A 22588-nucleotide genomic window follows, 5' to 3' on the forward strand; every position below is an offset into this window, starting at 1 on the left:
TATTTAGGGGATATGTGATGTGCAATTAGATTTCATGTGGCATTAATGTTAATTTGCTGACCCTATTCTAGCATAAGATGCTAAAAAAAAGTATCAATACAGATACATCAACACTAAAGGCTGTTTTTTAATTAATCCCTATGTGTAACTCACTATTCATTAGGTTTTTATTAGAGATTTACACTGTTACCTTGAGTAATTCGGAGAATTATCCGATTTTTTGCGACTTGTTTATGGCAAATTACTTCAATGGTTGATAGTGTGTGCCTCAATCTTTGTAAGGTTTTAGGTTTTTATGCTTAAATTTTGAGCTAAATAAATCTAAATCACTGCCGTTCAGTGAACCAAGCAAAGAAGTCATGGATGCAATACATAAAACTTGGAGTTTATTAAATGTACAAGAATAAAATCACTCAGGCCCTTCTTCTAGGTGCTGGTTTGGCAGTGGCTGCCTCTTCTACTCTTTCTATCGCTGCTGAAGTTCCAGCAGGCACTGAACTAGCAAAAGTTCAGGAACTGGTTCGCGGCAACGGTACTGAAGTAGCAACGCTCGACCCTCACAAATCTCAAGGTGTACCAGAATCTCACGTAATCCGTGACCTTCTAGAAGGTTTAGTGAACCAAGATGGCGACGGCAATACTATCCCAGGAGTAGCTGAAAGCTGGGAAACGACAGACAACAAAACATTCACTTTCCACCTACGTAAAGACGCTAAATGGTCTAACGGCGATCCAGTAACGGCAAATGACTTCGTTTACAGCTTCCAACGTGCGGTTGATCCTTTAACTGCGTCTCCATACGCTTGGTACATGGAATATACCAAGATGGCGAATGCGAAAGACATCGTCGCGGGTAAGAAAGACAAGAGTGAACTAGGCGTTAAAGCTTTAGATGACTACACGTTAGAAGTGACTTTAGATACAGCTGTCCCATATTTCGTAATGATGATGGGTCACACAACAGTGAAGCCAGTACATAAAGCAACTGTTGAAAAATTCGGTGACCAGTGGACTAAACCTGAAAACTTTGTTGGTAATGGTGCATTTGTTCCAAATCAATGGGTAGTTAACGAGCGTCTTGAACTAGTACGCAACGAAAATTACTGGGATAACGAACATACAGTTCTTAACAAAGTTACATTCCTACCAATTGAGAACCAAGTTGCGGAAATGAACCGCTTCCTCTCTGGCGAACTAGATTTCACATACGAAGTTCCTAACGAGCACTTCCGTCGCTTACAGAAAGAATACCCAGAAGATGTTAACATTAAGGGTAACCTGTGTACTTATTACTACCAATTTAATGCACAGAAAGCACCTTTCGACGACGTCCGCGTTCGTAAAGCAATGTCTTACGCGATGGACCGTGACATCGTTACGAAAGCGATTCTTGGTCAAGGCCAAAAACCAGCTTACTTTTTGACTCCTGAAATTACGGCTGGTTTTGACCCGGTAACTCCAGAGTATGGTCAACTTTCTCAAAAAGAGCGTATTGCTGAAGCGAAGCGTCTTCTTGAAGAAGCTGGCTACACGAAGAGCAACCCGCTTGAATTCAATCTGCTTTACAACACATCTGAGAACCACAAGAAGCTTGCTGTAGCAATTGCATCAATGTGGAAGAAAGAGCTTGGTATTAACGCGAAACTCGAAAACCAAGAGTGGAAATCATACCTAGACAGTAAAGATACTGGTAACTTTGACGTTGCTCGTGCAGGCTGGTGTGGTGACTACAATGAAGCATCTTCATTCCTAACATTGATGGTTAGTCAGAATACAACTGCTGGTCAGCACTACAAGAGTGCTGACTATGACAAGGTTATCGAAAAAGCACTAAGCTCTACTTCAGAAGAAGAGCGCACGAAGCTATACATCGATGCAGAAAAATTGCTAGCTAAAGACATGCCAATTGCTCCAGTCTACCAGTACGTTACAACACGTCTTGTATCACCTCAGCTAGGTGGTTACCCAGAAGGTAACGCCGAAGATAAGATTTATTCGAAAGATCTTTATATCAAAGCAAAATAACCTCCTATAACAATAAAACATAACTAACTTAGACCTGTGTGCGAGAAATCGCACACAGTGTCTATTTAACTTTTAATTGTCACAGACTGAAAAGAGTGAGTTTATGCTTAAATTCATTATGAAAAGGATATTCGAAGCGATTCCAACCATGTTGGTGTTGATCACTATATCTTTCTTTCTCATGCGTTTCGCACCGGGTAACCCGTTTTCAAGCGAACGTCCATTACCGCCAGAAGTTATGGCTAACATCGAAGCTAAATACGGCTTAGACAAACCAGTATTTGAACAATACACCACGTATTTGACAAATATCTTACAAGGTGACTTCGGTCCCTCGTTTAAATACCAAGATTACACAGTAAATGAGCTGATCGCGGTTGCACTTCCAGTATCTGCTAAGGTAGGTTTTATTGCCTTTATCTTTACCCTGATAATGGGAGTATCGGTCGGGACGATTGCCGCCTTGAAGCACAACACCTGGATCGACTACACCATAATGTCGACCGCCATGCTCGGGGTAGTAATGCCATCCTTCGTGTTGGCTCCTGCGCTTATTTACCTATTCTCTCTGCACTGGAACATATTCCCAGCAGGTGGTTGGCACGGCGGTACTTATATGTACATCGTCCTGCCAGTTATCGCGATGTCTCTTCTTTACGTAGCCACATTTGCTCGTATTACTCGTGGTAGCATGATTGAAACGTTAAACAGTAACTTTATCCGAACTGCACGTGCAAAAGGCCTAAGTTACCGTTACATCGTTCTAAAACATGCACTGAAGCCAGCACTGCTGCCTGTCGTTTCTTATATGGGACCTGCGTTTGTAGGTATCATTACAGGTTCTGTTGTTGTTGAAACTATCTTCGGCTTACCTGGTATCGGCAAGCTGTTTGTTAACGCCGCGTTTAACCGTGACTACTCGTTAGTAATGGGTGTAACCATCTTGATTGGTTTCCTATTCATCTTGTTCAACGCAATCGTTGATATTTTGCTAGCGCTGATTGACCCGAAAATTCGCTACTAACAGGGACGCATGGTTATGTTGAAGAAAAAAGAAAATTTAGAAGCGATCGAAAAGTTCTCTGAGAGCTTAGAAATTGAAGGTCGCAGTTTGTGGCAGGATGCCCGCATTCGTTTTATGCGAAACAAAGCAGCAATGGTAAGCCTGTTTATTCTTACGCTTATGGTACTGGCAGTTATCTTTTTACCGATGCTTGCTCAGTACACTTATGATGATACTGACTGGTACGCAATGCATGCAGCGCCAAGCGCGGACCACTGGTTTGGCACTGATAGCTTAGGCCGTGATTTGTATGTTCGTACTCTTATTGGTGGCCGTATCTCACTGATGGTTGGTGTGATGGGTGCATTCGTAGCGGTACTTATTGGTACGCTTTACGGTGCCGCTTCTGGCTTCATCGGTGGTCGTACTGACCGAGTGATGATGCGTATCCTAGAGATCTTGTACGCAGTACCATTCATGTTCCTAGTTATCGTTCTAGTAACATTCTTTGGTCGTAACATCATCTTAATCTTCGTTGCGATTGGTGCGATTGCTTGGCTAGATATGGCGCGGATTGTACGTGGTCAAACGCTGAGCTTACGTAGTAAAGAGTTCATTGAAGCAGCACACGTATGTGGTGTGAGCAAATGGAAGATCATTACACGTCACATCGTACCGAACGTACTGGGTATCGTAGCGGTTTACTCTACGCTGCTTATTCCAAGCATGATCCTTACAGAATCATTCTTATCTTTCCTTGGTCTTGGTGTTCAAGAGCCTATGACAAGTTGGGGCGCATTGCTTCAAGAAGGTTCGCAAACAATGGAAGTTGCAATCTGGCAACTGACATTCCCTGCGGCATTCATGGTAGTTACGCTGTTCTGCTTTAACTACGTAGGTGATGGTCTGCGCGACGCGCTTGATCCAAAAGACAGATAAAGAAATAGCAATTAAAAGCTATAAAAGATTAAGGAAGCAATAATGAGCTTATTAGATGTCAAAGATCTGCGCGTCGAATTTACCACGCAAGATGGTATCGTAACCGCAGTAAACGACTTGAACTTCTCACTTAACCAAGGCGAAACGCTAGGTATCGTGGGCGAGTCAGGTTCAGGTAAATCACAAACGGTATTTGCACTGATGGGGCTGCTGGCTAAGAACGGCATCATCTCAGGCAGTGCAAAGTTTGAAGGTAAAGAGATTCTTAACCTTCCAGAGAAAGAACTGAACAAAGTTCGAGCTGAACAGATCGCGATGATCTTCCAAGATCCGATGACATCACTGAACCCTTACATGAAAGTAAGTGATCAGCTGATGGAAGTACTTATGTTGCACAAAGGCATGGGTAAAGCAGAGGCGTTTGAAGAATCAGTACGCATGCTTGAAGCGGTTAAAATCCCTGAAGCACGCAAGCGTATTACTATGTACCCACACGAATTTTCTGGCGGTATGCGTCAGCGTGTGATGATCGCAATGGCACTATTGTGTCGTCCTAAACTGCTTATCGCTGATGAACCAACAACCGCTTTGGATGTAACTATTCAAGCGCAAATCATGGAATTGCTGAACGAATTGAAAGATGAGTTCAACACGGCAATCATCATGATAACCCACGATTTGGGTGTGGTTGCAGGTTCATGTGACAAGGTACTTGTGATGTACGCTGGTCGTACAATGGAGTACGGCACGGTTGATGAAATCTTCTACGAGCCAAGCCACCCATATGCAGAAGGCCTACTGAAAGCGATCCCTCGTTTGGATACAGAAGGTGAAATTCTACCGACTATTCCAGGTAATCCACCAAACTTACTTCGCCTGCCAACAGGCTGTCCTTACCAAGACCGTTGTCACCGTGTAATGGACCGTTGTAAGCAAGAAGCACCTATTTTGACGCCATTTGGTAATGACCGTCAGCGTGCTTGTTTTTCTGACTGGGAGACTTGGACAAAATGAGTGTAGATAAGCAGTTATTATTAGATATTAAAGACCTGAAAGTTCACTTTAGCATCGCAGCTAAATCAGCGTGGCCTTGGGCAAAACCGTCAAACCTGAAAGCTGTTGATGGCGTTGATATTCACCTTTACGAAGGAGAAACGCTAGGTGTAGTAGGTGAGTCTGGTTGTGGTAAATCGACATTTGCTCGTGCAATCATTGGTTTGGTTGAAGCGACAGACGGCGAAGTTATGTGGTTAGGTCAAGACCTGACTAAAATGCAGGAAGTGCAGCGTCGTGAAACTCGTAAAGAGATTCAGATGATCTTCCAAGACCCACTAGCATCGCTTAACCCGCGTATGTCTGTTGGCGACATCATTGCTGAGCCTCTAGAAACTTTTTACCCAGAACTTTCTAAACAGGAAGTGAAGGACCGAGTTAAAGAGATGATGGCAAAGGTTGGTCTACTACCAAACGTAATCAACCGTTACCCGCATGAGTTCTCAGGCGGTCAGTGTCAGCGTATCGGTATCGCACGTGCTCTTATCTTAAAACCTAAGATGATCATCTGTGATGAGCCAGTTTCAGCATTGGACGTATCTATCCAAGCTCAAGTAGTTAACCTTCTGAAGGAGTTACAAAAAGAGTTAGGTTTGTCTTTGGTATTCATCGCGCACGACTTGTCGGTTGTTAAACACATTTCTGACCGCGTGTTGGTGATGTACTTAGGCAACGCGGTGGAACTTGGCGAATCAGATGCATTGTTCTCTGATCCTAAGCACCCGTACACCAAAGCGTTGATGTCTGCAGTTCCAATTCCAGACCCACGCTTAGAGCGCAGCAAAACCATTCAGATGTTGGAAGGTGATCTACCGTCACCAATCAATCCGCCATCTGGTTGTGTGTTCCGTACTCGTTGCCCACAAGCAACAGAGGCGTGTGCGCAAACTAAGCCAACGATTCAAGGCGATGACGTTCACGCAGTATCTTGCTTGCACGTACAAGTCTAGAGCCTATTTAAAACGGTTCAGCCTGTGACAGGCTTAAGCGCGACTAGTTATTAGAGTCGCGCTTTTTTTGTCTTAGGCTTATTGGTTCGCTCAACAAGCTTCATCAAAATATTCGAACAACTAAGCCAACTTCTTCTAGTTTTGAAAAAGTTGGCTTTTTTTATACTAGAGAAAAGTTAGCATCACAGAGGTTTGGATATGGGCAAGTTAGTTGAAGGTGTTTGGCACGATGTGTGGTACGACACCAAAGAAAGCGGTGGTAAGTTCGTTCGTGAAGATGCGGGCTTTCGCAACTGGGTTGAAAATAAAGCCGGAGCGCAATTTGAGCCAGAAAGTGGTCGTTACCACCTATACGTATCGTTAGCTTGTCCGTGGGCGCATCGCACGCTGATCTTCCGTGCACTGAAAGACCTGACCGATCATATTGATGTGACGGTGGTTTGCCCTGACATGATGAGTGAAGGATGGCAAATGGGCTTGCCTGAGCCTCTGTTCGGTCACACTCGCATGCACCAAATCTACACTCAAGCCAAACCTGACTATTCAGGTCGAGTCACGGTTCCTGTTTTATGGGATAAGAAAACCAACACCATCGTGAGCAATGAGTCGTCTGAAATCATCCGCATGTTCAATTCAGAATTTAATGAGTTAACAGGCAACACCGATGATTACTACCCATGGGAATTGGCGAGCAAGATTGATGAATGGAATGACTACATCTATCCGAACATCAATAACGGCGTTTATCGCACCGGCTTTGCGACCACACAAGAGGCCTATGAAGAAGCGTATGACGCGTTATTTGAAGCGTTAGACAAAGTGGATGCCCATCTTAGCGAACACCGTTATCTGGCGGGTAACGAGATTACAGAAGCGGATTGGCGGTTGTTTACGACTTTGGTTCGATTCGATGCTGTGTATGTAGGTCACTTCAAGTGTAACAAGCAGCGAATTTCAGACTACGTCCATATTCAGAGCTACTTAAAAGAGCTGTACCAGATCGAAGGCATCAAAGAGACGACCGATTTTTACCATATCAAGCGCCACTACTATTACAGCCACGCAGGTATTAATCCAACTCAAGTTGTCCCTGTTGGGCCTAACTTGGATTTAGATTCCCCGCATAGACGTGATGAGTTAAGCTAATATCACTTGATTTCTTCCATTTGATTTCGCTTGATATAGTGCTTTATCAGTTTGTTGAAGCGCTGTATCAACGCTATGTTCAGAAAGAGATAAAGGAACTAACCCTCCACTAATCGTCACGTTTAGTGAGTGTTCGTTGTCGTAAATTATGTTCTTTTCAATAGATTTACGAATCATCTCACTGAAGTGAAAAGCACTGTCTGCATCTGATGCTTCAAATACAATACAAAACTCCTCACCACCAACACGATACAGTTTATCCGAGCCTGCTGTTTCTTGAATCACCTCACATGTAGACTTGAGAACCGTATCTCCACAACTATGTCCGTAACTATCGTTTATTTTTTTAAAGTGATCTAAGTCGAAATGGAACAAATAGAGGTTATGTAGGTGGGCTAACTCATGGCTCGCGTCGTGTAATAGGCACAGTCGATTTTTGGCCTCGGTTAGGGAGTCCGTGAGTGCTAGAGTTTGGAGGTTATGTTGAACCCGCTCTCTTACTTCTTCATAAGCAAATGAAATGATCCATACCGTTATATAAGGCAGAGAAAAATTAAGAAACGCAAAAGGATTTGTTTGGACGTGGTTTTGATTCACGACAGTTAAGCATGTAACCAGAACTGCCAAGGTTAAAAGGGAGCCAACATAGCGATTGAAAAAAAGGTGATACAAAAGTGGTAAACAGAATGTCCACAAAATAAGAGCAGAGGACACCTTTGTAACGGTCAATCCATACATGATGATAAATGTAAAAAATGCAGCGATGCTTGGGTAGTGCCAACTTCTAATTATATTTTTCTTACTTTCAACAAGTACATAAAAGCAGAACAGTGAGAAAATCAATTCAATAGCTGCGAAAGTATGCGCACCTATATAAAGGTAATTAAGGCCTGCTAAGCCAAGAGAGATAACACCGAGTGTCACGCACGCAACGGTAAGAACTTGATTTTTTTGGGCACTGATAGATGGCAGCATAATTTACATGATGAGTCATTAGTCGCTAAATACTAGCAACTAAATTTAAAGAAATCTCTAATATACGTATTTTTAGTAGATGATATTAGTTAAGTGGTATAGGTCTAATTTGAAAAAATAGATAAGTACAAATAAAAAACCCTCGCGAGTGGCGAGGGTTTTGCATAGTAGAAACAGCAATTAGTTAATTACTTTTTCTTCAGCTTGAGCGGCTTGGTCTGCTTGGATAGCCGTTAGAGCTACTGTGTAAACGATGTCGTCTACTAGAGCGCCACGAGACAAGTCATTTACTGGCTTGCGCATACCTTGAAGCATTGGACCGATAGATACTAGATCTGCTGAACGCTGTACAGCTTTGTAAGTCGTGTTACCCGTGTTTAGGTCTGGGAATACGAATACAGTCGCTTTACCAGCTACTGGAGAGTTTGGTGCTTTAGAAGCAGCAACGTTTTCCATGATAGCAGCATCGTACTGTAGAGGACCGTCGATCACTAGATCAGGACGTTTCTCTTGAGCAAGCTTCGTTGCTTCACGTACTTTATCTACGTCTGCACCCTTACCAGATTCACCTGTAGAGTAAGAGATCATAGCAACGCGTGGGTCGATACCGAATGCCGCAGCAGAATCTGCAGATTGGATAGCGATTTCAGCAAGCTGTTCAGCTGTTGGATCTGGGTTGATCGCACAGTCACCGTATACAAGAACTTGATCAGGCAGAAGCATGAAGAAGATTGAAGATACGATAGAAGCATCAGGAGCAGTCTTGATGATCTGGAACGGAGGAACGATAGTGTTCGCCGTAGTGTGAACAGCACCAGAAACTAGGCCGTCAACTTCGCCAGCTTCAAGCATCATAGTACCGAGGAATACAGAATCTTCTAGCTTCTCACGAGCTACAACTTCAGTCATACCTTTAGCGCCACGAAGTTCTACTAGACGAGCTACGTAGTTTTCGCGAACTAATGCAGAATCGATGATCTCAACGCCAGCGCCAAGCTCAACACCTTGCTGTGCAGCAACACGACGGATTTCTTCTGGGTTACCTAGAAGTACACACGTTGCGATACCGCGCTCAGCACAGATAGCCGCAGCTTTAACTGTACGTGGCTCATCACCTTCAGGAAGTACGATGCGCTTAGCTGCTTTACGAGCAAATTCAGTTAGCTGGTAACGGAATGCTGGTGGGCTTAGACGACGGATACCTTGAGTACCTTCAGATAGAGAATCAATCCAAGGGCCGTCAATGTGGCTTGCAACGTGATCGTTAACGAACTCGATACGCTCTTTATCGTCTGCAGGAACTTCTAGGTTGAAGCTCTGTAGGTTAAGAGACGTCTGCCAAGTGTTACCTTGAGCCTTGAAGATCGGTAGACCTGAAGCGAATGCTGGTGCACAAAGGTTAGCAATGCTTTCTGGAATGTCGTAACCGCCAGTAAGTAGGATTGCGCCAATCTCAACACCGTTTTTCGCAGCAAGAGCCGCAGCAACGATAACGTCAGGACGGTCTGCAGAAGTTACTAGCAGTGAACCTGGTTTGAAGTGCTCAATCATGTGCGGTAGGGAACGTGCACAGAAAGTGATGCTCTTTATACGACGAGTAGCAATCTCACCTTCGTTAACGATTTCAGCATTAAGGTGCTTAGCCATATCAATCGCACGAGTTGCGATTAGGTCGATGCTCCATGGCACACAACCAAGAACACGGATAGGACTTGAGTTGAAGATTTGCATTACTTCAAGGTTCGCTTGCTGAGCTGTGTCTGCATCGTCAAAGATTTCAGATAGGTCAGGGCGAGTACGACCAGCTTCATCAACAGGAGCGTTAAGCTTGTTGATGATTACACCTTTGATATTCTTGTTCTTAGTACCGCCGAAGTTAGAACATGCTACTTCGATACGCTCTTTAAGTTGCGTAGGGTTGTCAGTACCAGGAGTCGCAACGAATACGATCTCCGCACCAAGTGTTTTTGCGATTTCCGCATTTACTTGGTTTGCAAATGGGTGCTTACGAGTAGGTACTAGGCCTTCGATTAGCGTTACTTCTGCGTCTTTGTTGATTTTGTTGTATTGCTCAACAACAGACTCAAGAAGTACGTCCATTTTCTCGCTACCGATCAAAGCTTCAGCTTTAGTCATTGCGATTGGCTCACCAATCTTAATGTCGCTGTTTGCGCTGATGATAGTAGACGTTAGATCTGGTTGGTTACCACCGCTACGAGGTTGAGCGATTGGCTTATAGAAAGAAACACTTACGCCTTTACGCTCCATAGCGCGAAGAACACCCATGCTAACACTAGTAAGACCAACACCAGCGCTTGTAGGGATAAGCATAATAGTACGTGACATTGACGAACACCTTTGACTATTGGAAATAAAAAAAGCTCAACTGCTATTCCCACCGATATTTAAATTGGGGTAGGAATAGAAGTTGAGCCCCATTTTCTTAATATGAAAAACTGACTAGCTTCTAGTGAAGCTAGTCAGGAAAATCAATTAAAGACCTGCTAGTTTCGCAGTGTCTTCAGCAATTACTAGCTCTTCGTTAGTAGAGATAACCATTGCAGGGATACGGCTGTTAGCTGTAGTGATAGTACCTTCGCCGCCGAAACGAGCTTTAAGGTTAGCTTCACCGTCAACTTCGATACCGAAGATGCCTAGGCGGTTAAGAACCATTTCACGGATTGGGCCAGAGTTCTCGCCGATGCCGCCAGTGAAAGTGATTGCGTCTAGACGACCTTCTAGAGTTGCAGTGTAGCCAGCAACGTACTTAGCTAGACGGTGACAGAACACGTCCATTGCACGAGTTGCTTCTTCTTTCTCACCGTAGTTGTCTTCAACGAAACGACAGTCAGAAGTCACTTCAGTTAGACCAGCTAGGCCAGACTCTTTAGTTAGCATGTTGTTGATTTCTTCAACAGAGTAACCAAGAGCGTCGTGTAGGTGGAAGATGATCGCAGGATCTAGGTCACCACAACGAGTACCCATTACTAGACCTTCAAGAGGAGTAAGACCCATAGAAGTATCTACAGATTGACCGTTCTTGATAGCACATACAGAAGCGCCGTTACCTAGGTGACAGTTGATGATGTTAACTTCTTCAACTGGCTTGTTTAGTAGGCCTGCAACTTCACGAGTGATGAATAGGTGAGAAGTACCGTGCATGCCGTAACGACGGATGCCGTGCTCTTTGTACAGGTTGTACGGTAGAGCGTATAGGTAAGACTCAGAAGGCATAGTTTGGTGGAACGCAGTGTCAAATACAGCAACGTTTTGTAGACCAGGGAAGTTCTGTTGAGCTGCTTCGATACCGATAAGGTGAGCTGGGTTGTGAAGAGGTGCGAAAGTCGCAGCATCTTGAATACCCTTAAGAACTTCATCAGTGATAAGTGCAGAAGAAGTGAACTGCTCGCCACCGTGTACGATACGGTGACCGATAGCGCCAAGGTTAGCTTTAAGCTCAGGCTTAGAAGCAAGAATAGTTTCTACCATGAAAGATAGTGCTTCTACGTGAGCTGCGCCCGCGCCTAGTTGTGCTTCATGCTTGCCATCAAGTTTCCACTTCATACGAGCTTCTGGAAGACCTAGACACTCAGCAAGACCAGTTAGGTGCTCTGCACCTGTTTCTGCATCAACAACAGCGAATTTAAGAGAAGAACTACCACAGTTTAAAACTAAAACTAGCTTAGACATTAATGACTACCTGTTTATTTTTCTGATCGAAATCAGTTAAGGATGAAAATTAATCTCAAGAATAGTCGAAGCACATAGGCTTGCGTACTAACCTTGGTCAAAAAAACGTTAATTTCCGTATAAAGTGAAAGCGCTCTTTATCAAAAAGAGGCTTGTGCATTCCTTGCAGAAGTCTTCCCAAAGTTGCTTAAATTGTAAATAAGGGCAACAATGAGATTGAGGTCTGCAAATAATAGCGATATTGTGCAAATATAACAAAAAAATTTGAAAGAATATTATTTTTCGTCAAATTTTTGTGTTTTTAGTTGATGGTTTCAACTTTTTTTTAATGGGAGACTCATATGAGCAATAGAGTTGGTTTAGCTAGTAGTTTAAAAGATGGCCAAAAGTACATGGATCTCTGGCCCGTCCGAAAAGAGTTAAACGCGATCTTCCCAGAACAGCGCATTATTAAAGCGACGCGTTTTGGCGTGAAAGTGATGCCTGCGATTGCCGCTATTAGTGTTCTTACACAAATGGTCTTTAATAATTACCAAGCGATGCCACAGGCTGTGGTTATGGCTTTGTTTGCAATCAGCTTGCCGCTTCAAGGCATGTGGTGGTTGGGCAATCGCTCAAATACACAACTTCCGCCGGCGCTAGTATCTTGGTACCGTGAATTGCATGAAAAGATCACTGAAACGGGTTTTGCGTTAGAACCGATGAAGTCGCGCCCTCGTTATAAGGAATTGGCGATTATCTTGAATCGCGCATTCCGTCAGTTAGACAAATCTTCAATGGAACGTTGGTTCTAAGAAAACCTCACGGCTCCCTATCGTCTGAGAACAGCTATATTTAGTTGATGGCATGTTCTCAGATTCGTTCCCATCACACTTTTTGTTTATCTTACTCTTTGCTGTTCGTTTCATTTGCCTCTTGTTATTCACTTCATTTCTTACCTACGGATTCAACCCAACCAGCCTTTTGACGCATAATTCGAGCTTTGTTGTGTTTTTGTTAAATATCACTTCAAGTCATCAAAACTTACTGGTAATAATATCAATAGTGAATTTAATGTTGTGTTCTCTCTAGATCGAGCAATAACAACGAGCGCTTGATGAAGGGAGTATTATGGGTTCTGTAAGAAGAGTATTAACGGCTGCGTTGAGTGGTTGTCTGTTGATGTGGGCTAGTAGCGTGGCAGCAAATATTGCCAAGGTATCGGTTTCACAAGTTGTCGATCATCCAGATTTGAATGCAACGCGCTTAGGGCTTCTTGAAGGATTAAGAGCTAAAGGCTTTGAACCCGGTAAGAACTTAGAATTTTCCTATGAAATGGCTGATGGCAACCCGGCTCAGGCAGCAAAGATTGCCAGAGAGTTGGTCAGTGAAAACCCACATGTACTCGTTGGTATCGCAACACCGACTTCTCAAGCTTTGGTTTCAGCAACTCGCTCGATACCAATTGTGTTTACCGCAGTAACTGACCCCGTCGGTGCAAGGCTTGTCAAACAGTTAGATAAGCCGGGCCGAAATGTCACGGGTCTTTCTGATCTCTCGCCAATCGTCCAACATGTATCTTTGATCAAAGAGCTTCTTCCTGAGGCTAGTTCAATCGGTGTCGTTTATAACCCTGCCGAAGCGAATGCCGTTGCGTTAGTTGGGTTATTGAGAAAGGCGACCCGAGACTTCGGGTATACACTTCATACTGAAAAAGTGCTGACTATCGATGATGTAGAAGCAAAAGCCGAATCCGTCGCGAAGAAATCTGATGTTATCTATGCGTTGACCGACAATACGGTTGCTAGCGGTATGGAGGGGCTGATAGACGCTGCAAACCAAGCTGGCACACCTGTGGTTGCAGGAGCGACGTCTTATGTGGGCAAGGGGGCGATTGCTGGTTTAGGCCTAGATTATTATGATGTTGGGATTCAAACTGCGGATTATGTGGCTGCAATTCTTAACGGACAGAAGCCAGGGAAGTTGAGTGTCAAAACTGCGCAGAGTTCTCAGCTGGTGGTGAACCTAGATGCTGCTCGTAAGCTTGGCGTGACTGTACCTCAGTCTGTGATCGATCGTGCGATAGTTAGTCGTTGATATAACAATTCTAAATTAGATCTCCCTATAAAAAACGAGCAATTCATTTGTTCATTTTGAGAGATATCGACTTACTGAAAACAAAGTGGATCTACAAAACGTGATCTACTTTAACGGATGTTATTTTTCTCATTGTGGTCAATGAAATTTTTCATATCTTAAGCAAATTGAACATTGCTCGAGAAACGCTATGAAACCATTTATCTTTCATGCCCAAACTTCTGATTACTTCCATGAAAAAGATGGCGTATTAACCGTAACAATAATGTCTGAACGTGATGACTGGAATAGAGTTCTCTTGAGGCATGAGCCGGATAACGAAGAGTATCTGCTTGATATGATCAAAGTCGGTACTGAAGGTCGCTTGACGGTGTGGCAAGTCTCTTTTCCAGTTAATTCAGACAGAGACATTACTCATTATGTATTCAAGTTAGTCGACTCAAACGGACAGCACTGGCTTGATGCTAGGGGTATACATAGTCGCGTTCCTAGCCGTGAGTTTCATTTCAAGTTTAATGCCCATCACCGACCACCATCATGGGTGTCGGAGCAGGTCTTCTACCAAATCTTCCCAGAACGTTTTTGTAACGGTAACCCGAGTATCAGTGTTAAAGCTGGGGAATATCGCTTAAAAGAAAACACCTTAGATGTCGTGGTGAAAGAGTGGGGTGACTCTGTTGAAGGACATAATGGAACGGGTGCTGCGGAGTTCTTCGGTGGCGATCTCGCAGGCATTCATAGCAAGTTAGATTATCTACAAGACCTAGGTATCACCGCTCTGTATCTCAATCCAATTTTTCAGTCCCCTAGTAATCATAAATATGATACGACGGATTACTACAACATCGACTCGCATTTCGGAACCAATGACGAGTTCGCTGCACTTTCAAATGACATCCACAAACGTGATATGAGAATCGTTCTGGATGCTGTGTTTAATCACACCTCTGTCGAGCACCCTTGGTTCGATAAGCTGAAAGTGACAGGATCGGGTGCCTATGACCACCCAGGCTCGGCATTTCACGACTACTATTTTTTCGCCCCTGACAACCCTCAACAATATGTCGGTTGGAAAGGGATTAGTTCTCTTCCTGTCTTAAACTTTTCCAACGCTTCCGTGCGAGATTACATATACCAGTCACAAGACTCTGTGATAAAGCACTGGTTGAAAGCACCTTATAATGTCGATGGGTGGCGCTTCGATGTGATTCACATGCTAGGCGAGGGTGAGGGCGCTTATAACAATGCGCATTATGTGGAAGCATTTCGAAATTCAGCAAAAGCAGAGAATTCGGAAGCCTACATATTAGGAGAGCACTTCTTCGAGGCTACATCGTGGTTACAGGGGGCACAAGAAGACGGATCGATGAACTATTATGGTTTTGCTCACCCAGTACGTGCGCTATTGGCTAAGCAAGACATCGCGTACGAGCCGATTGAAATTGATATGTTAGATTTCTCTGATTGGTTAGCTGAAGCGAGGGCGAAGGTTCCATGGCTGAATCAGCTATCACAGTTAAATCAACTGGACAGTCATGATACGGCTCGACTACTGACGCTACTGGGTGGCGACCAGGCTAAACAAAAGTTGGCGCTGACTTTACTGTTTACCTATGTCGGAACCCCGTGTCTATACTACGGGACAGAAGTGGGAGTGGAAGGCGGGCAAGACCCGGATAACCGAAGATGCTTCCCTTGGGGAAAGGAACACTCTTCGGCTTGGTTTCCATTCCATCAAGCGTTGATAAAACTAAGAACAGAACGTCACAGCTTACAAAGTGGCTCCTACTTAGAGTTATATTGTGATACTGAGACTTTAGTGTTTACGCGCTGTCTTAAGGGCGAAAAGACACTGGTTGTGCTGAACTTATCCCAAGATGAAAAGCTGTTGTCTTTGCCTGTGTGGATGCTTGGACAAGAGCAAGGTGAGCTGGTCGCTTTGCTTGGTCGAATAGAACGTGTTTTGATCTGTAACGGTACCGCAGATATTGTTATTCCAGCGATGCAGTCGATGATTTTTGACGTCGTCAATAAACTGGATTAAATCACTCAAGACTAGTCCTGCTTAGTCTGGGCTAGTTTTTTAAAGTTTTGAGTGAATGGGAAAGATCGATTCATATCAATTTACACTCTTTTACCTCGTGGGAAATGACAATTAATGTAATAATATTAATGGGGTAAATGAAAATAGCTGAGCGCTAAGAGCAAATTATATGAAAGTAAATAGGCACTTTAGCCTTACCTTTATCTTCGGGTTTCCCGCGGTGATCGCGACGATGCTGCTTGGCTTAATCGGAAAGAACCATTTTGATTCGGTTAAAAAAGACATCGACAGCGAGTTCCATCGTATCGAAGAGGTGTTCAAAAGAACCACAAAAGTGGTGACTGCTCTAGATTACAGCTTCTCCAACTACTACAAATCCGGAAACCCTCTCTTTCTCGATCACAACAAACAAGTTGTGGATGGGCTTTGCCAAATCTGGCCTATTGATGTGCTACTCCTCGCGGACGGTAAAACTTCAGACATTCCTTCTGTCGATATCGACTATATGCTGGTCGGCCAAGAATCCCTTTGTTCCGAAACCAGTGATAGCTACAAGAGCGCCTCAGAAAAGATAGCTCTAGCTCCTATTCTTTCATTTTTATCTCAGCTTGATGAATACCACGACGGCGTGCACTTTATTGATACGAGTGGCTATGTGATCTCTTCGCCGGAAGATTTTGCCAAAGGACTCAGTAAAGAGCTGCTCTCGACTATAAAGAGTCGTCCTTACTGGCAGAAAACTGCCAACAACCCTGACCAGCTCACGCTCTCTGGCCCTGGTTATCGCTTTGATTCCCTTGACCGCATGATCAGTATGACCATCCCTGTATTCCATAAAGGGGTTCACCAAGGGATGCTGTCGGTAGATATTAATGCTGGCAGGTTGCTTGAGAATTCTAATGGGCATCTGGCTGGTCGGATAGATATTATCGATACTACTCGCTCTGCGCCGATTGATAGTGCGGCTTTCTACCATGAGATTAACCTAGAAGGTGTCGCATCCCATCATGCCATGTATTACGAATTGGATTTTGCCAAAGAAGTGGAGCACTTTTTTCTCTACGAGAAAGACAGCCTTATTGTTGCCATCATCGTGTATCTATTCTCTGTAACTATTTTCTTTTACGTCAATTCCAATATAGAACGTGGTTACTTCAAAGATCTCGCAGCCAAAGACCCTATGACAGGTTTATTGAATCGCCGCGGGTTAGAAGCATTCTGGCGTAATGTAGAGCACGATCAACTGTTTGCCTTAACTGTATTTGATATCGATGATTTTAAGTTAATTAACGACACCTACGGCCACGACAAGGGTGATGATGTGATTCGTTATATGTCACGTCAGATAAGTAACAGTGTACGAAGCAGTGATGTTGCAGCACGGTTTGGCGGAGAAGAGTTCGTTGTTTACCTGAAAGGTGATGATCGTGATACGATGATTAGAACGTTACAGCGCGTGAAAGCTGCAGTTTGCAATAAATCATCAGATATCGTCCCAAATGGCTTTACGATTTCTGGAGGCGTCTGCATTGTGGAGACAAAGCAGAGTAAACTTAATTTCGATGAGATATTTAAGTACGCTGATGAAAAGCTGTACGTGGCTAAGACGGCGGGTAAAGACCGTCTCGAATTTTAGCCACACTGTTGAATCGTTAAGCGCCTCATCTTAAACAGGTTGGCGGCGTTCTTCTTGATAACGTTGAAGACGCTCTACAATCGGTGGCGCTTTCTTGAAAGTACGAATTTCTTTAAACAGTTCGTTCGCTTCAGGGTAGCCTTTACTTAAATAAACAAACCACTGCTTCACTCTATTGGGGTAGTACATACCTTTGTCCCCTTTAATTTGAAACTCTGAATAGCGCAGCAAAAGTTCAATGACTTTATCCCACGGCATTTTCTGGTGGTTGTGCTTAACGACGTTACCAAGGTTTGGAATATTGAAAGCACCGCGGCAGACCATCAATGAATCGACGCCTGTTGCTTCAATGCAATCTTGACCATCTTGATAGTTCCAGATTTCCCCATTAGCAATCAACGGTAGAGAAGTTTTTTCTCTTATTTGATTGATGTAATCCCATTTGATTTCGCTGGCTTTATAGCCGCCAACTTTGGTTCTTGCATGCACGGTGAGTTCGTCAGCTTTTGCTTGCTCGATAGCGTCGACAATTTCAAAGCACTCTTCCGGGTGCTCCCAACCTAATCGGATTTTTGCGGACACGGGAATATGTGCAGGTACCGCTTCTCGACAAGACTTCACCACTTGATAGATGAGTTCTGGCTCTTTAAGCAGTGACGCACCACCATTACTTTTGTTGACCGCCTTTGCTGGGCAACCAAAATTAAGATCAATGCCTTTAGCGCCTAAGCTAGCAGCTTGAAAGGCATTTTCGGCCATCCAATTTGGATGTTGCCCTAAAAGCTGGAGATGGATGGGCACACCAGCCATGGTCTGAGAGCCTTGATGCAGCTCAGGGCAAATACGGTGGAACACATGTGGAGGAAGAAGTTGATCAACGACGCGCACAAATTCTGTTACACAGAGATCGTAATCATTAATCTCTGTGAGAATTTCACGCATTAGATGGTCTAGAACGCCCTCCATAGGGCCAAGTATTACGCGCATGTTGCTTTACCTAAAATGAGTGGCCCGAAACTGAGTGAACCGAAAAATTCGAGGCGTGATTGTACGGCGTGTTAGTTAGATTGTCACTAAGGAGCGGTGTTCGCCATTTCTCGAGTTACTCTTATTTCTCCGGTAATTGGTGAATAATAGAGAATGGGTAAACGTTCAGAGCTTGTAAAGCTTGGAGTGTAGTAGTAATAGCATTCGGGTGTTCCAGTATACCAACTAACAATGGCTTCATCAGAAGGCAAAATAAAGCCAGTATCGTATTGAGAACGAGCGACCAAATCAGAATCAATCAAAGAGTTCCAAAGTGCCACACATTGGTCACCGCTAACTTGTGGAGTCTCAGCTGGCGGAGTATCAAGAACTGAGATTGGAAACCCAGTTTCTGACGGATATACATCACCTTCACCATAATTCACCACTTGATCAAAAGTAGGCTCACCATCGACAAGCCATTGCGAGTGATACATATCGATACTATTTCTAAATGCTGAAAACGCACCTTGCGCCAATGCTTCATGAGCATCCCGCTGAACACCAAGAAAACGAGGCGCAGCGGTTACCGCTAATACACCCAAAATAACGACTACCACAATAAGTTCGAGTAATGTAAAACCTTGGGACTTTGATTTCATGATGAATACGCCTGTATGTAACTGAATGTTTCAGTGGGCGTTTTACACCCAATATTCTGATTATCAAAGCGAAATAAGTAAAATGTCGATGATATTTGAATAGCAATGGTTTGCGTAAGTTTGTTTGCGAGAAAACAGAGGAAAGTGGTTGGCGACATCTTGGTGAGTATGGCGTTATAATATCGAAAATGCCCAATATCCAGAGCTTTCATGACATATCAATTATTAAGCCTACCAGAATCAATCACAGATATTACTCCGCAGTTTATGGAAGGTGCAATCCTTGCGTCTAACTTAGCGACAAAGCCACTCGATCCTGAAGAATGGATTGCCATCGTAGCGCCCGAAGCGGGTAAAGAGCTGGTAACAACGGTTACAGAACAGATTAACCGTCAGCACAACCTGATTCAGCGTAATGAATATTTACTGACAGACGTCTTGGCTGAAGGTGACTTTAACGAGCAGTTCGCCGATTTTTCTGAAGGCTTCATGATGGTTTGGCCAACAGTGGAAGAGCAGTGGCAGAGCGTGACCGTTGCGGATGGCACTTTGCGAATGTTGCAAGCGCTCCTAACAACGTTGATGTTGGCGATTGATGAAGAACAAACTCAACAACAAATGATCGCTGCAGGGCTTACTAACCCACCATCGCTTGCCGATTTAGTGGGTCAAGTCGATCTGATGATTTCAGAAGTGGCTATGGCAGCGGATGAAGCGATGCTGGGCAATAAATCCCAGAGCGTGAACCCGTTTAAAGATATTGGTCGAAACGACCTGTGCCCTTGTGAGAGTGGTAAGAAGTTTAAACAATGCTGCGGTAAAAACAGCTAACCTCGGATTGTTGAGTAACTTAGCTTGAGTGAATAACAGACTTTCTTTAAGTGCCCAAAATTTAAGTAATAAAAAAGTCGACCTTTGGGTCGACTTTTTTATTTTTGAAGATGATGAGCTAATTGTTAGTCATTCTTTGATTTAACGAATTGAGAAATCACTACAAAACCGAAAGCAACTAAGTTACCCGCGAAGATAATCACAAGCCATTGTGGCATCGAAAGTTCTAAGAACTGCCACACAACCTTGCTGCAGTCGCCGTAAGCCTCAAACATCCACGGAGCCCATTGGTTTAAAGGTGCCCAGCTTGGGAAAGTCACGAACAGATCACAAGTCGCAAAAGGAGACGGATTAAACTGGTAGTCAACATGTTCTAAAGCCAGCGTTAAACCTTTGTAGGCGCCAAATCCCCAACCAGCAAGGCCTAACCAACGTGATATTGGGTTATGAGGGGAGATAGCACCAATGATTGCAGCAACACCGATAGCAAGCATCGCAACGCGTTCATAGATGCACATTACGCAAGGGCCAAGCATCATCACGTGTTGGAAGAAGAGAGCGCATGCCTCAAAAAAGACAATAAAAGCCAGCAGTAAAAGCCAAGATAAACGTCCCTTAGAGAAGTCTTTAAGCATTGCAAAAAAGTTCACGAATTTAATCCCGTCTATAAAATAAAAAAGCCCTGATTACTCAGAGCTTTTTATCTTGGATAAGTTTCCTAATCAACTAATATTTTTGATTAGTTAGTTATAGTTATTGTGGTTTGCGACACAGTGTTTAGCTTAGTGACCACCAGAGATAACTGGAGCGACGACTTCACCAGTGCGTTGAATGATCCAACCAGCATCGTAGAACCATGCTGTCATTGGCTCTACGAAGAACACAATGCCTGCTAGGCCAACCAGTGCCAATACGATGGTGTATGGCAGCGCCATGATAACCATGCGACCGTAAGACAATCGAATTAACGGAGCAAGTGCTGATGTTAATAGGAATAGGAATGCAGCTTGGCCATTTGGTGTAGCAACAGAAGGTAGGTTAGTACCAGTGTTGATAGCAACAGCAAGTAGGTCAAACTGGTCACGAGTGATAATGCCTTCAACCAGTGCAGTTTTCACTTCGTTGATGTAAACCGTACCTACGAATACGTTATCTGAAACCATCGACAAGATACCGTTGGCAACATAGAAGAGTGCGAGCTGTGCGCCTTTATCTTCAACGTGAAGTACAGCATCGATTACTGGCTTAAATAGAGCTTGGTCGATGATTACAGCAACAACCGCGAAAAAGACGGCAAGAAGTGCGGTAAATGGCAGTGCTTCTTCAAAGGCTTTACCCATTGAGTGCTCTTCGATAACGCCAGTAAATGCCGTTGCCAAGATGATCACTGAAAGGCCAATCAAACCTACTTCAGCGACGTGAAGCGCAAGGCCAACAATCAGCCAAACTGCGATTGCACTCTGAACCCATAGTTTTGCTACGTCTTGCTTTGTACGGTTTGCACGTTCTTTGTTGTCAAACTCAACTAAGATTTGGCGAACATTCGTTGGCAGTTCTGCACCGTAACCAAACACTTTGAATTTTTCGACAAGTGCACAAGTTAGAATACCGCAGAAGAAAACAGGCAGTGTTACTGGCAGCATACGGATGATAAATTCACCGAACTCCCAACCCGCTTGCTTAGCAATTACTAAGTTTTGTGGTTCACCTACCATGGTCATTACGCCACCCAGTGCAGTACCAACACCGGCGTGCATAAGTAGTGAGCGTAGGAAAGCACGGTAGTTTTCTAGGTCTTCACGAGTTAGCTCAGAGATCTCTTCATCATGAGTATGATCGTGCGCAGATGTTGTGCCTTTGCCCGATGCAACTTTGTGGTAGATAGAGTAGAAGCCTACCGCAACGCTAATAACTACAGCGATTACTGTCAGCGCATCTAGGAAGGCAGACAAAAACGCTGCAGCGACACAGAAAGCGACAGAGAGTAAGATTTTTGATTGGATGCCGAGCAGGATCTTCGTGAAAATGAACAGAAGTAGTTCTTTCATGAAGTAGATACCAGCAACCATGAATACAAGTAAGAGTAATACTGGAAGGTTTGCTTGTAGCTCGTGATAAACCATTTCTGGTTTGGTCATGCCAATGGCGACGGCTTGAATTGCCAATAAGCCACCCGGCTGAAGAGGGTAGCACTTTAGAGCCATAGCTAGAGTGAAAATAAACTCAACCACCAACAGCCAGCCCGCAACAAATGGGTCAACTAGGAAGAAAACAAACGGGTTGATGATTAAAAAGGAAATGATGGCAAGTTTATACCAATCAGGAGCTTTACCAAGGAAGTTCTTGATAAAAGCGTTTCCGAGAGACATCGGCATGTTAATACTCTTTTATGTTGATTATGAATAGACAAGCAATACAACATTTTGAGAATCGAGCTATAGAAATTGTTAAAAACTATAACTAACAGTGACTTAGAAAAACTACATTCCATGTAATGTTCTGTGGTCTTGCCAAGTCACTCCCTTAGAAACTCAAGCACTGCTTATTTTTGAGCGCAACTCTACTCTTAGATAACATTTAGTCAACAGGAAA

18 protein-coding genes are annotated in these 22588 nt (G+C 43.8%); 11 read left to right on the plus strand and 7 right to left on the minus strand.

The window, feature by feature from the left end; genetic code table 11:
* Window positions 1-393 precede the first annotated feature (393 nt).
* The 6 genes from QQ041_RS04490 (at window position 394) to QQ041_RS04515 (ending at window position 7116) form a co-directional block, all read left to right on the plus strand.
* Window positions 394-2025 (plus strand): ABC transporter substrate-binding protein, encoded by a 1632-nt coding sequence (locus QQ041_RS04490; RefSeq protein ID WP_017632503.1) that lies wholly within the window; start codon window positions 394-396, stop codon window positions 2023-2025.
* Window positions 2026-2128: 103 nt separating this feature from the next.
* Complete coding sequence (oppB, locus tag QQ041_RS04495) at window positions 2129-3049, plus strand: oligopeptide ABC transporter permease OppB (protein WP_019823600.1); 921 nt, start codon at window positions 2129-2131, stop codon at window positions 3047-3049.
* 15 nt (window positions 3050-3064) lie between these two features.
* A complete protein-coding gene (gene oppC / locus QQ041_RS04500) occupies window positions 3065-3967 on the plus strand; it encodes an oligopeptide ABC transporter permease OppC (RefSeq protein ID WP_019823598.1) in 903 nt (300 codons plus the stop codon).
* A 42-nt stretch (window positions 3968-4009) separates the two neighbouring features.
* Window positions 4010-4981: an ABC transporter ATP-binding protein gene (locus QQ041_RS04505; RefSeq protein WP_017632506.1), complete on the plus strand. Its 972-nt coding sequence runs from the start codon at window positions 4010-4012 to the stop codon at window positions 4979-4981.
* Entirely contained in the window at window positions 4978-5970 is a 993-nt protein-coding gene (gene oppF, locus QQ041_RS04510) for a murein tripeptide/oligopeptide ABC transporter ATP binding protein OppF (RefSeq protein ID WP_017632507.1), read from the plus strand. The genes QQ041_RS04505 and oppF overlap by 4 nt, the downstream gene beginning before the upstream one ends.
* A 198-nt stretch (window positions 5971-6168) precedes the next feature.
* Window positions 6169-7116 carry a glutathione S-transferase family protein gene (locus QQ041_RS04515; RefSeq protein WP_285953201.1) on the plus strand — a complete coding sequence of 316 codons (948 nt, stop codon included), beginning with the start codon at window positions 6169-6171 and terminating at the stop codon, window positions 7114-7116.
* Here QQ041_RS04515 and QQ041_RS04520 read toward each other — a convergent pair.
* The 3 genes from QQ041_RS04520 to QQ041_RS04530 all read right to left on the minus strand — a co-directional run bounded on the left by QQ041_RS04520 (window position 7108) and on the right by QQ041_RS04530 (window position 11781).
* Window positions 7108-8091, minus strand: a complete 984-nt coding sequence (locus tag QQ041_RS04520) for a sensor domain-containing diguanylate cyclase (protein WP_146492236.1) — start codon at window positions 8089-8091, stop codon at window positions 7108-7110. The genes QQ041_RS04515 and QQ041_RS04520 overlap by 9 nt on opposite strands.
* Before the next feature lie 180 nt (window positions 8092-8271).
* Window positions 8272-10437: a phosphate acetyltransferase gene (gene pta / locus QQ041_RS04525; RefSeq protein ID WP_285953202.1), complete on the minus strand. Its 2166-nt coding sequence runs from the start codon at window positions 10435-10437 to the stop codon at window positions 8272-8274.
* Between the two features lie 147 nt (window positions 10438-10584).
* Window positions 10585-11781 (minus strand): acetate kinase, encoded by a 1197-nt coding sequence (locus tag QQ041_RS04530; protein WP_017107306.1) that lies wholly within the window; start codon window positions 11779-11781, stop codon window positions 10585-10587.
* A gap of 341 nt (window positions 11782-12122) precedes the next feature.
* On the opposite strand from QQ041_RS04530, the gene yfbV reads away from it, so the two are divergent.
* The 4 genes from yfbV to QQ041_RS04550 all read left to right on the plus strand — a co-directional run bounded on the left by yfbV (window position 12123) and on the right by QQ041_RS04550 (window position 17537).
* Window positions 12123-12575, plus strand: coding sequence for a terminus macrodomain insulation protein YfbV (gene yfbV / locus QQ041_RS04535; RefSeq protein WP_017099049.1), 453 nt, complete (start codon window positions 12123-12125; stop codon window positions 12573-12575).
* A gap of 316 nt (window positions 12576-12891) precedes the next feature.
* A complete protein-coding gene (locus QQ041_RS04540) occupies window positions 12892-13857 on the plus strand; it encodes an ABC transporter substrate-binding protein (RefSeq protein ID WP_146492234.1) in 966 nt (321 codons plus the stop codon).
* A 190-nt stretch (window positions 13858-14047) separates the two neighbouring features.
* A complete protein-coding gene (gene malZ, locus QQ041_RS04545) occupies window positions 14048-15901 on the plus strand; it encodes a maltodextrin glucosidase (protein ID WP_285953203.1) in 1854 nt (617 codons plus the stop codon).
* Between the two features lie 169 nt (window positions 15902-16070).
* A complete protein-coding gene (locus QQ041_RS04550) occupies window positions 16071-17537 on the plus strand; it encodes a GGDEF domain-containing protein (RefSeq protein ID WP_285953204.1) in 1467 nt (488 codons plus the stop codon).
* Between the two features lie 30 nt (window positions 17538-17567).
* Here QQ041_RS04550 and dusC read toward each other — a convergent pair whose 3' ends face one another.
* Window positions 17568-18524: a tRNA dihydrouridine(16) synthase DusC gene (dusC, locus tag QQ041_RS04555; RefSeq protein WP_048659728.1), complete on the minus strand. Its 957-nt coding sequence runs from the start codon at window positions 18522-18524 to the stop codon at window positions 17568-17570.
* A gap of 86 nt (window positions 18525-18610) precedes the next feature.
* A complete protein-coding gene (locus QQ041_RS04560) occupies window positions 18611-19165 on the minus strand; it encodes a prepilin-type N-terminal cleavage/methylation domain-containing protein (protein ID WP_285953205.1) in 555 nt (184 codons plus the stop codon).
* Window positions 19166-19375: 210 nt separating this feature from the next.
* Between QQ041_RS04560 and QQ041_RS04565 the strand changes: the two genes are divergently transcribed.
* Window positions 19376-19996: an SEC-C metal-binding domain-containing protein gene (locus QQ041_RS04565; protein ID WP_061018518.1), complete on the plus strand. Its 621-nt coding sequence runs from the start codon at window positions 19376-19378 to the stop codon at window positions 19994-19996.
* A gap of 125 nt (window positions 19997-20121) precedes the next feature.
* Here QQ041_RS04565 and dsbB read toward each other — a convergent pair whose 3' ends face one another.
* The gene (gene dsbB / locus QQ041_RS04570; RefSeq protein WP_285953276.1) at window positions 20122-20631 is read right to left on the minus strand and encodes a disulfide bond formation protein DsbB; all 510 of its coding nucleotides are present in this window, start codon (window positions 20629-20631) and stop codon (window positions 20122-20124) included.
* A gap of 147 nt (window positions 20632-20778) precedes the next feature.
* The gene (nhaB, locus tag QQ041_RS04575) at window positions 20779-22371 is read right to left on the minus strand and encodes a Na(+)/H(+) antiporter NhaB (protein ID WP_285953206.1); all 1593 of its coding nucleotides are present in this window, start codon (window positions 22369-22371) and stop codon (window positions 20779-20781) included.
* Window positions 22372-22588: the final 217 nt, after the last annotated feature.

The sequence above is a fragment of the Vibrio sp. TMPB1044 genome (genome assembly GCF_030442075.1).
In the GTDB taxonomy this organism is placed as follows: Bacteria; Pseudomonadota; Gammaproteobacteria; order Enterobacterales; family Vibrionaceae; genus Vibrio; species Vibrio satsumensis.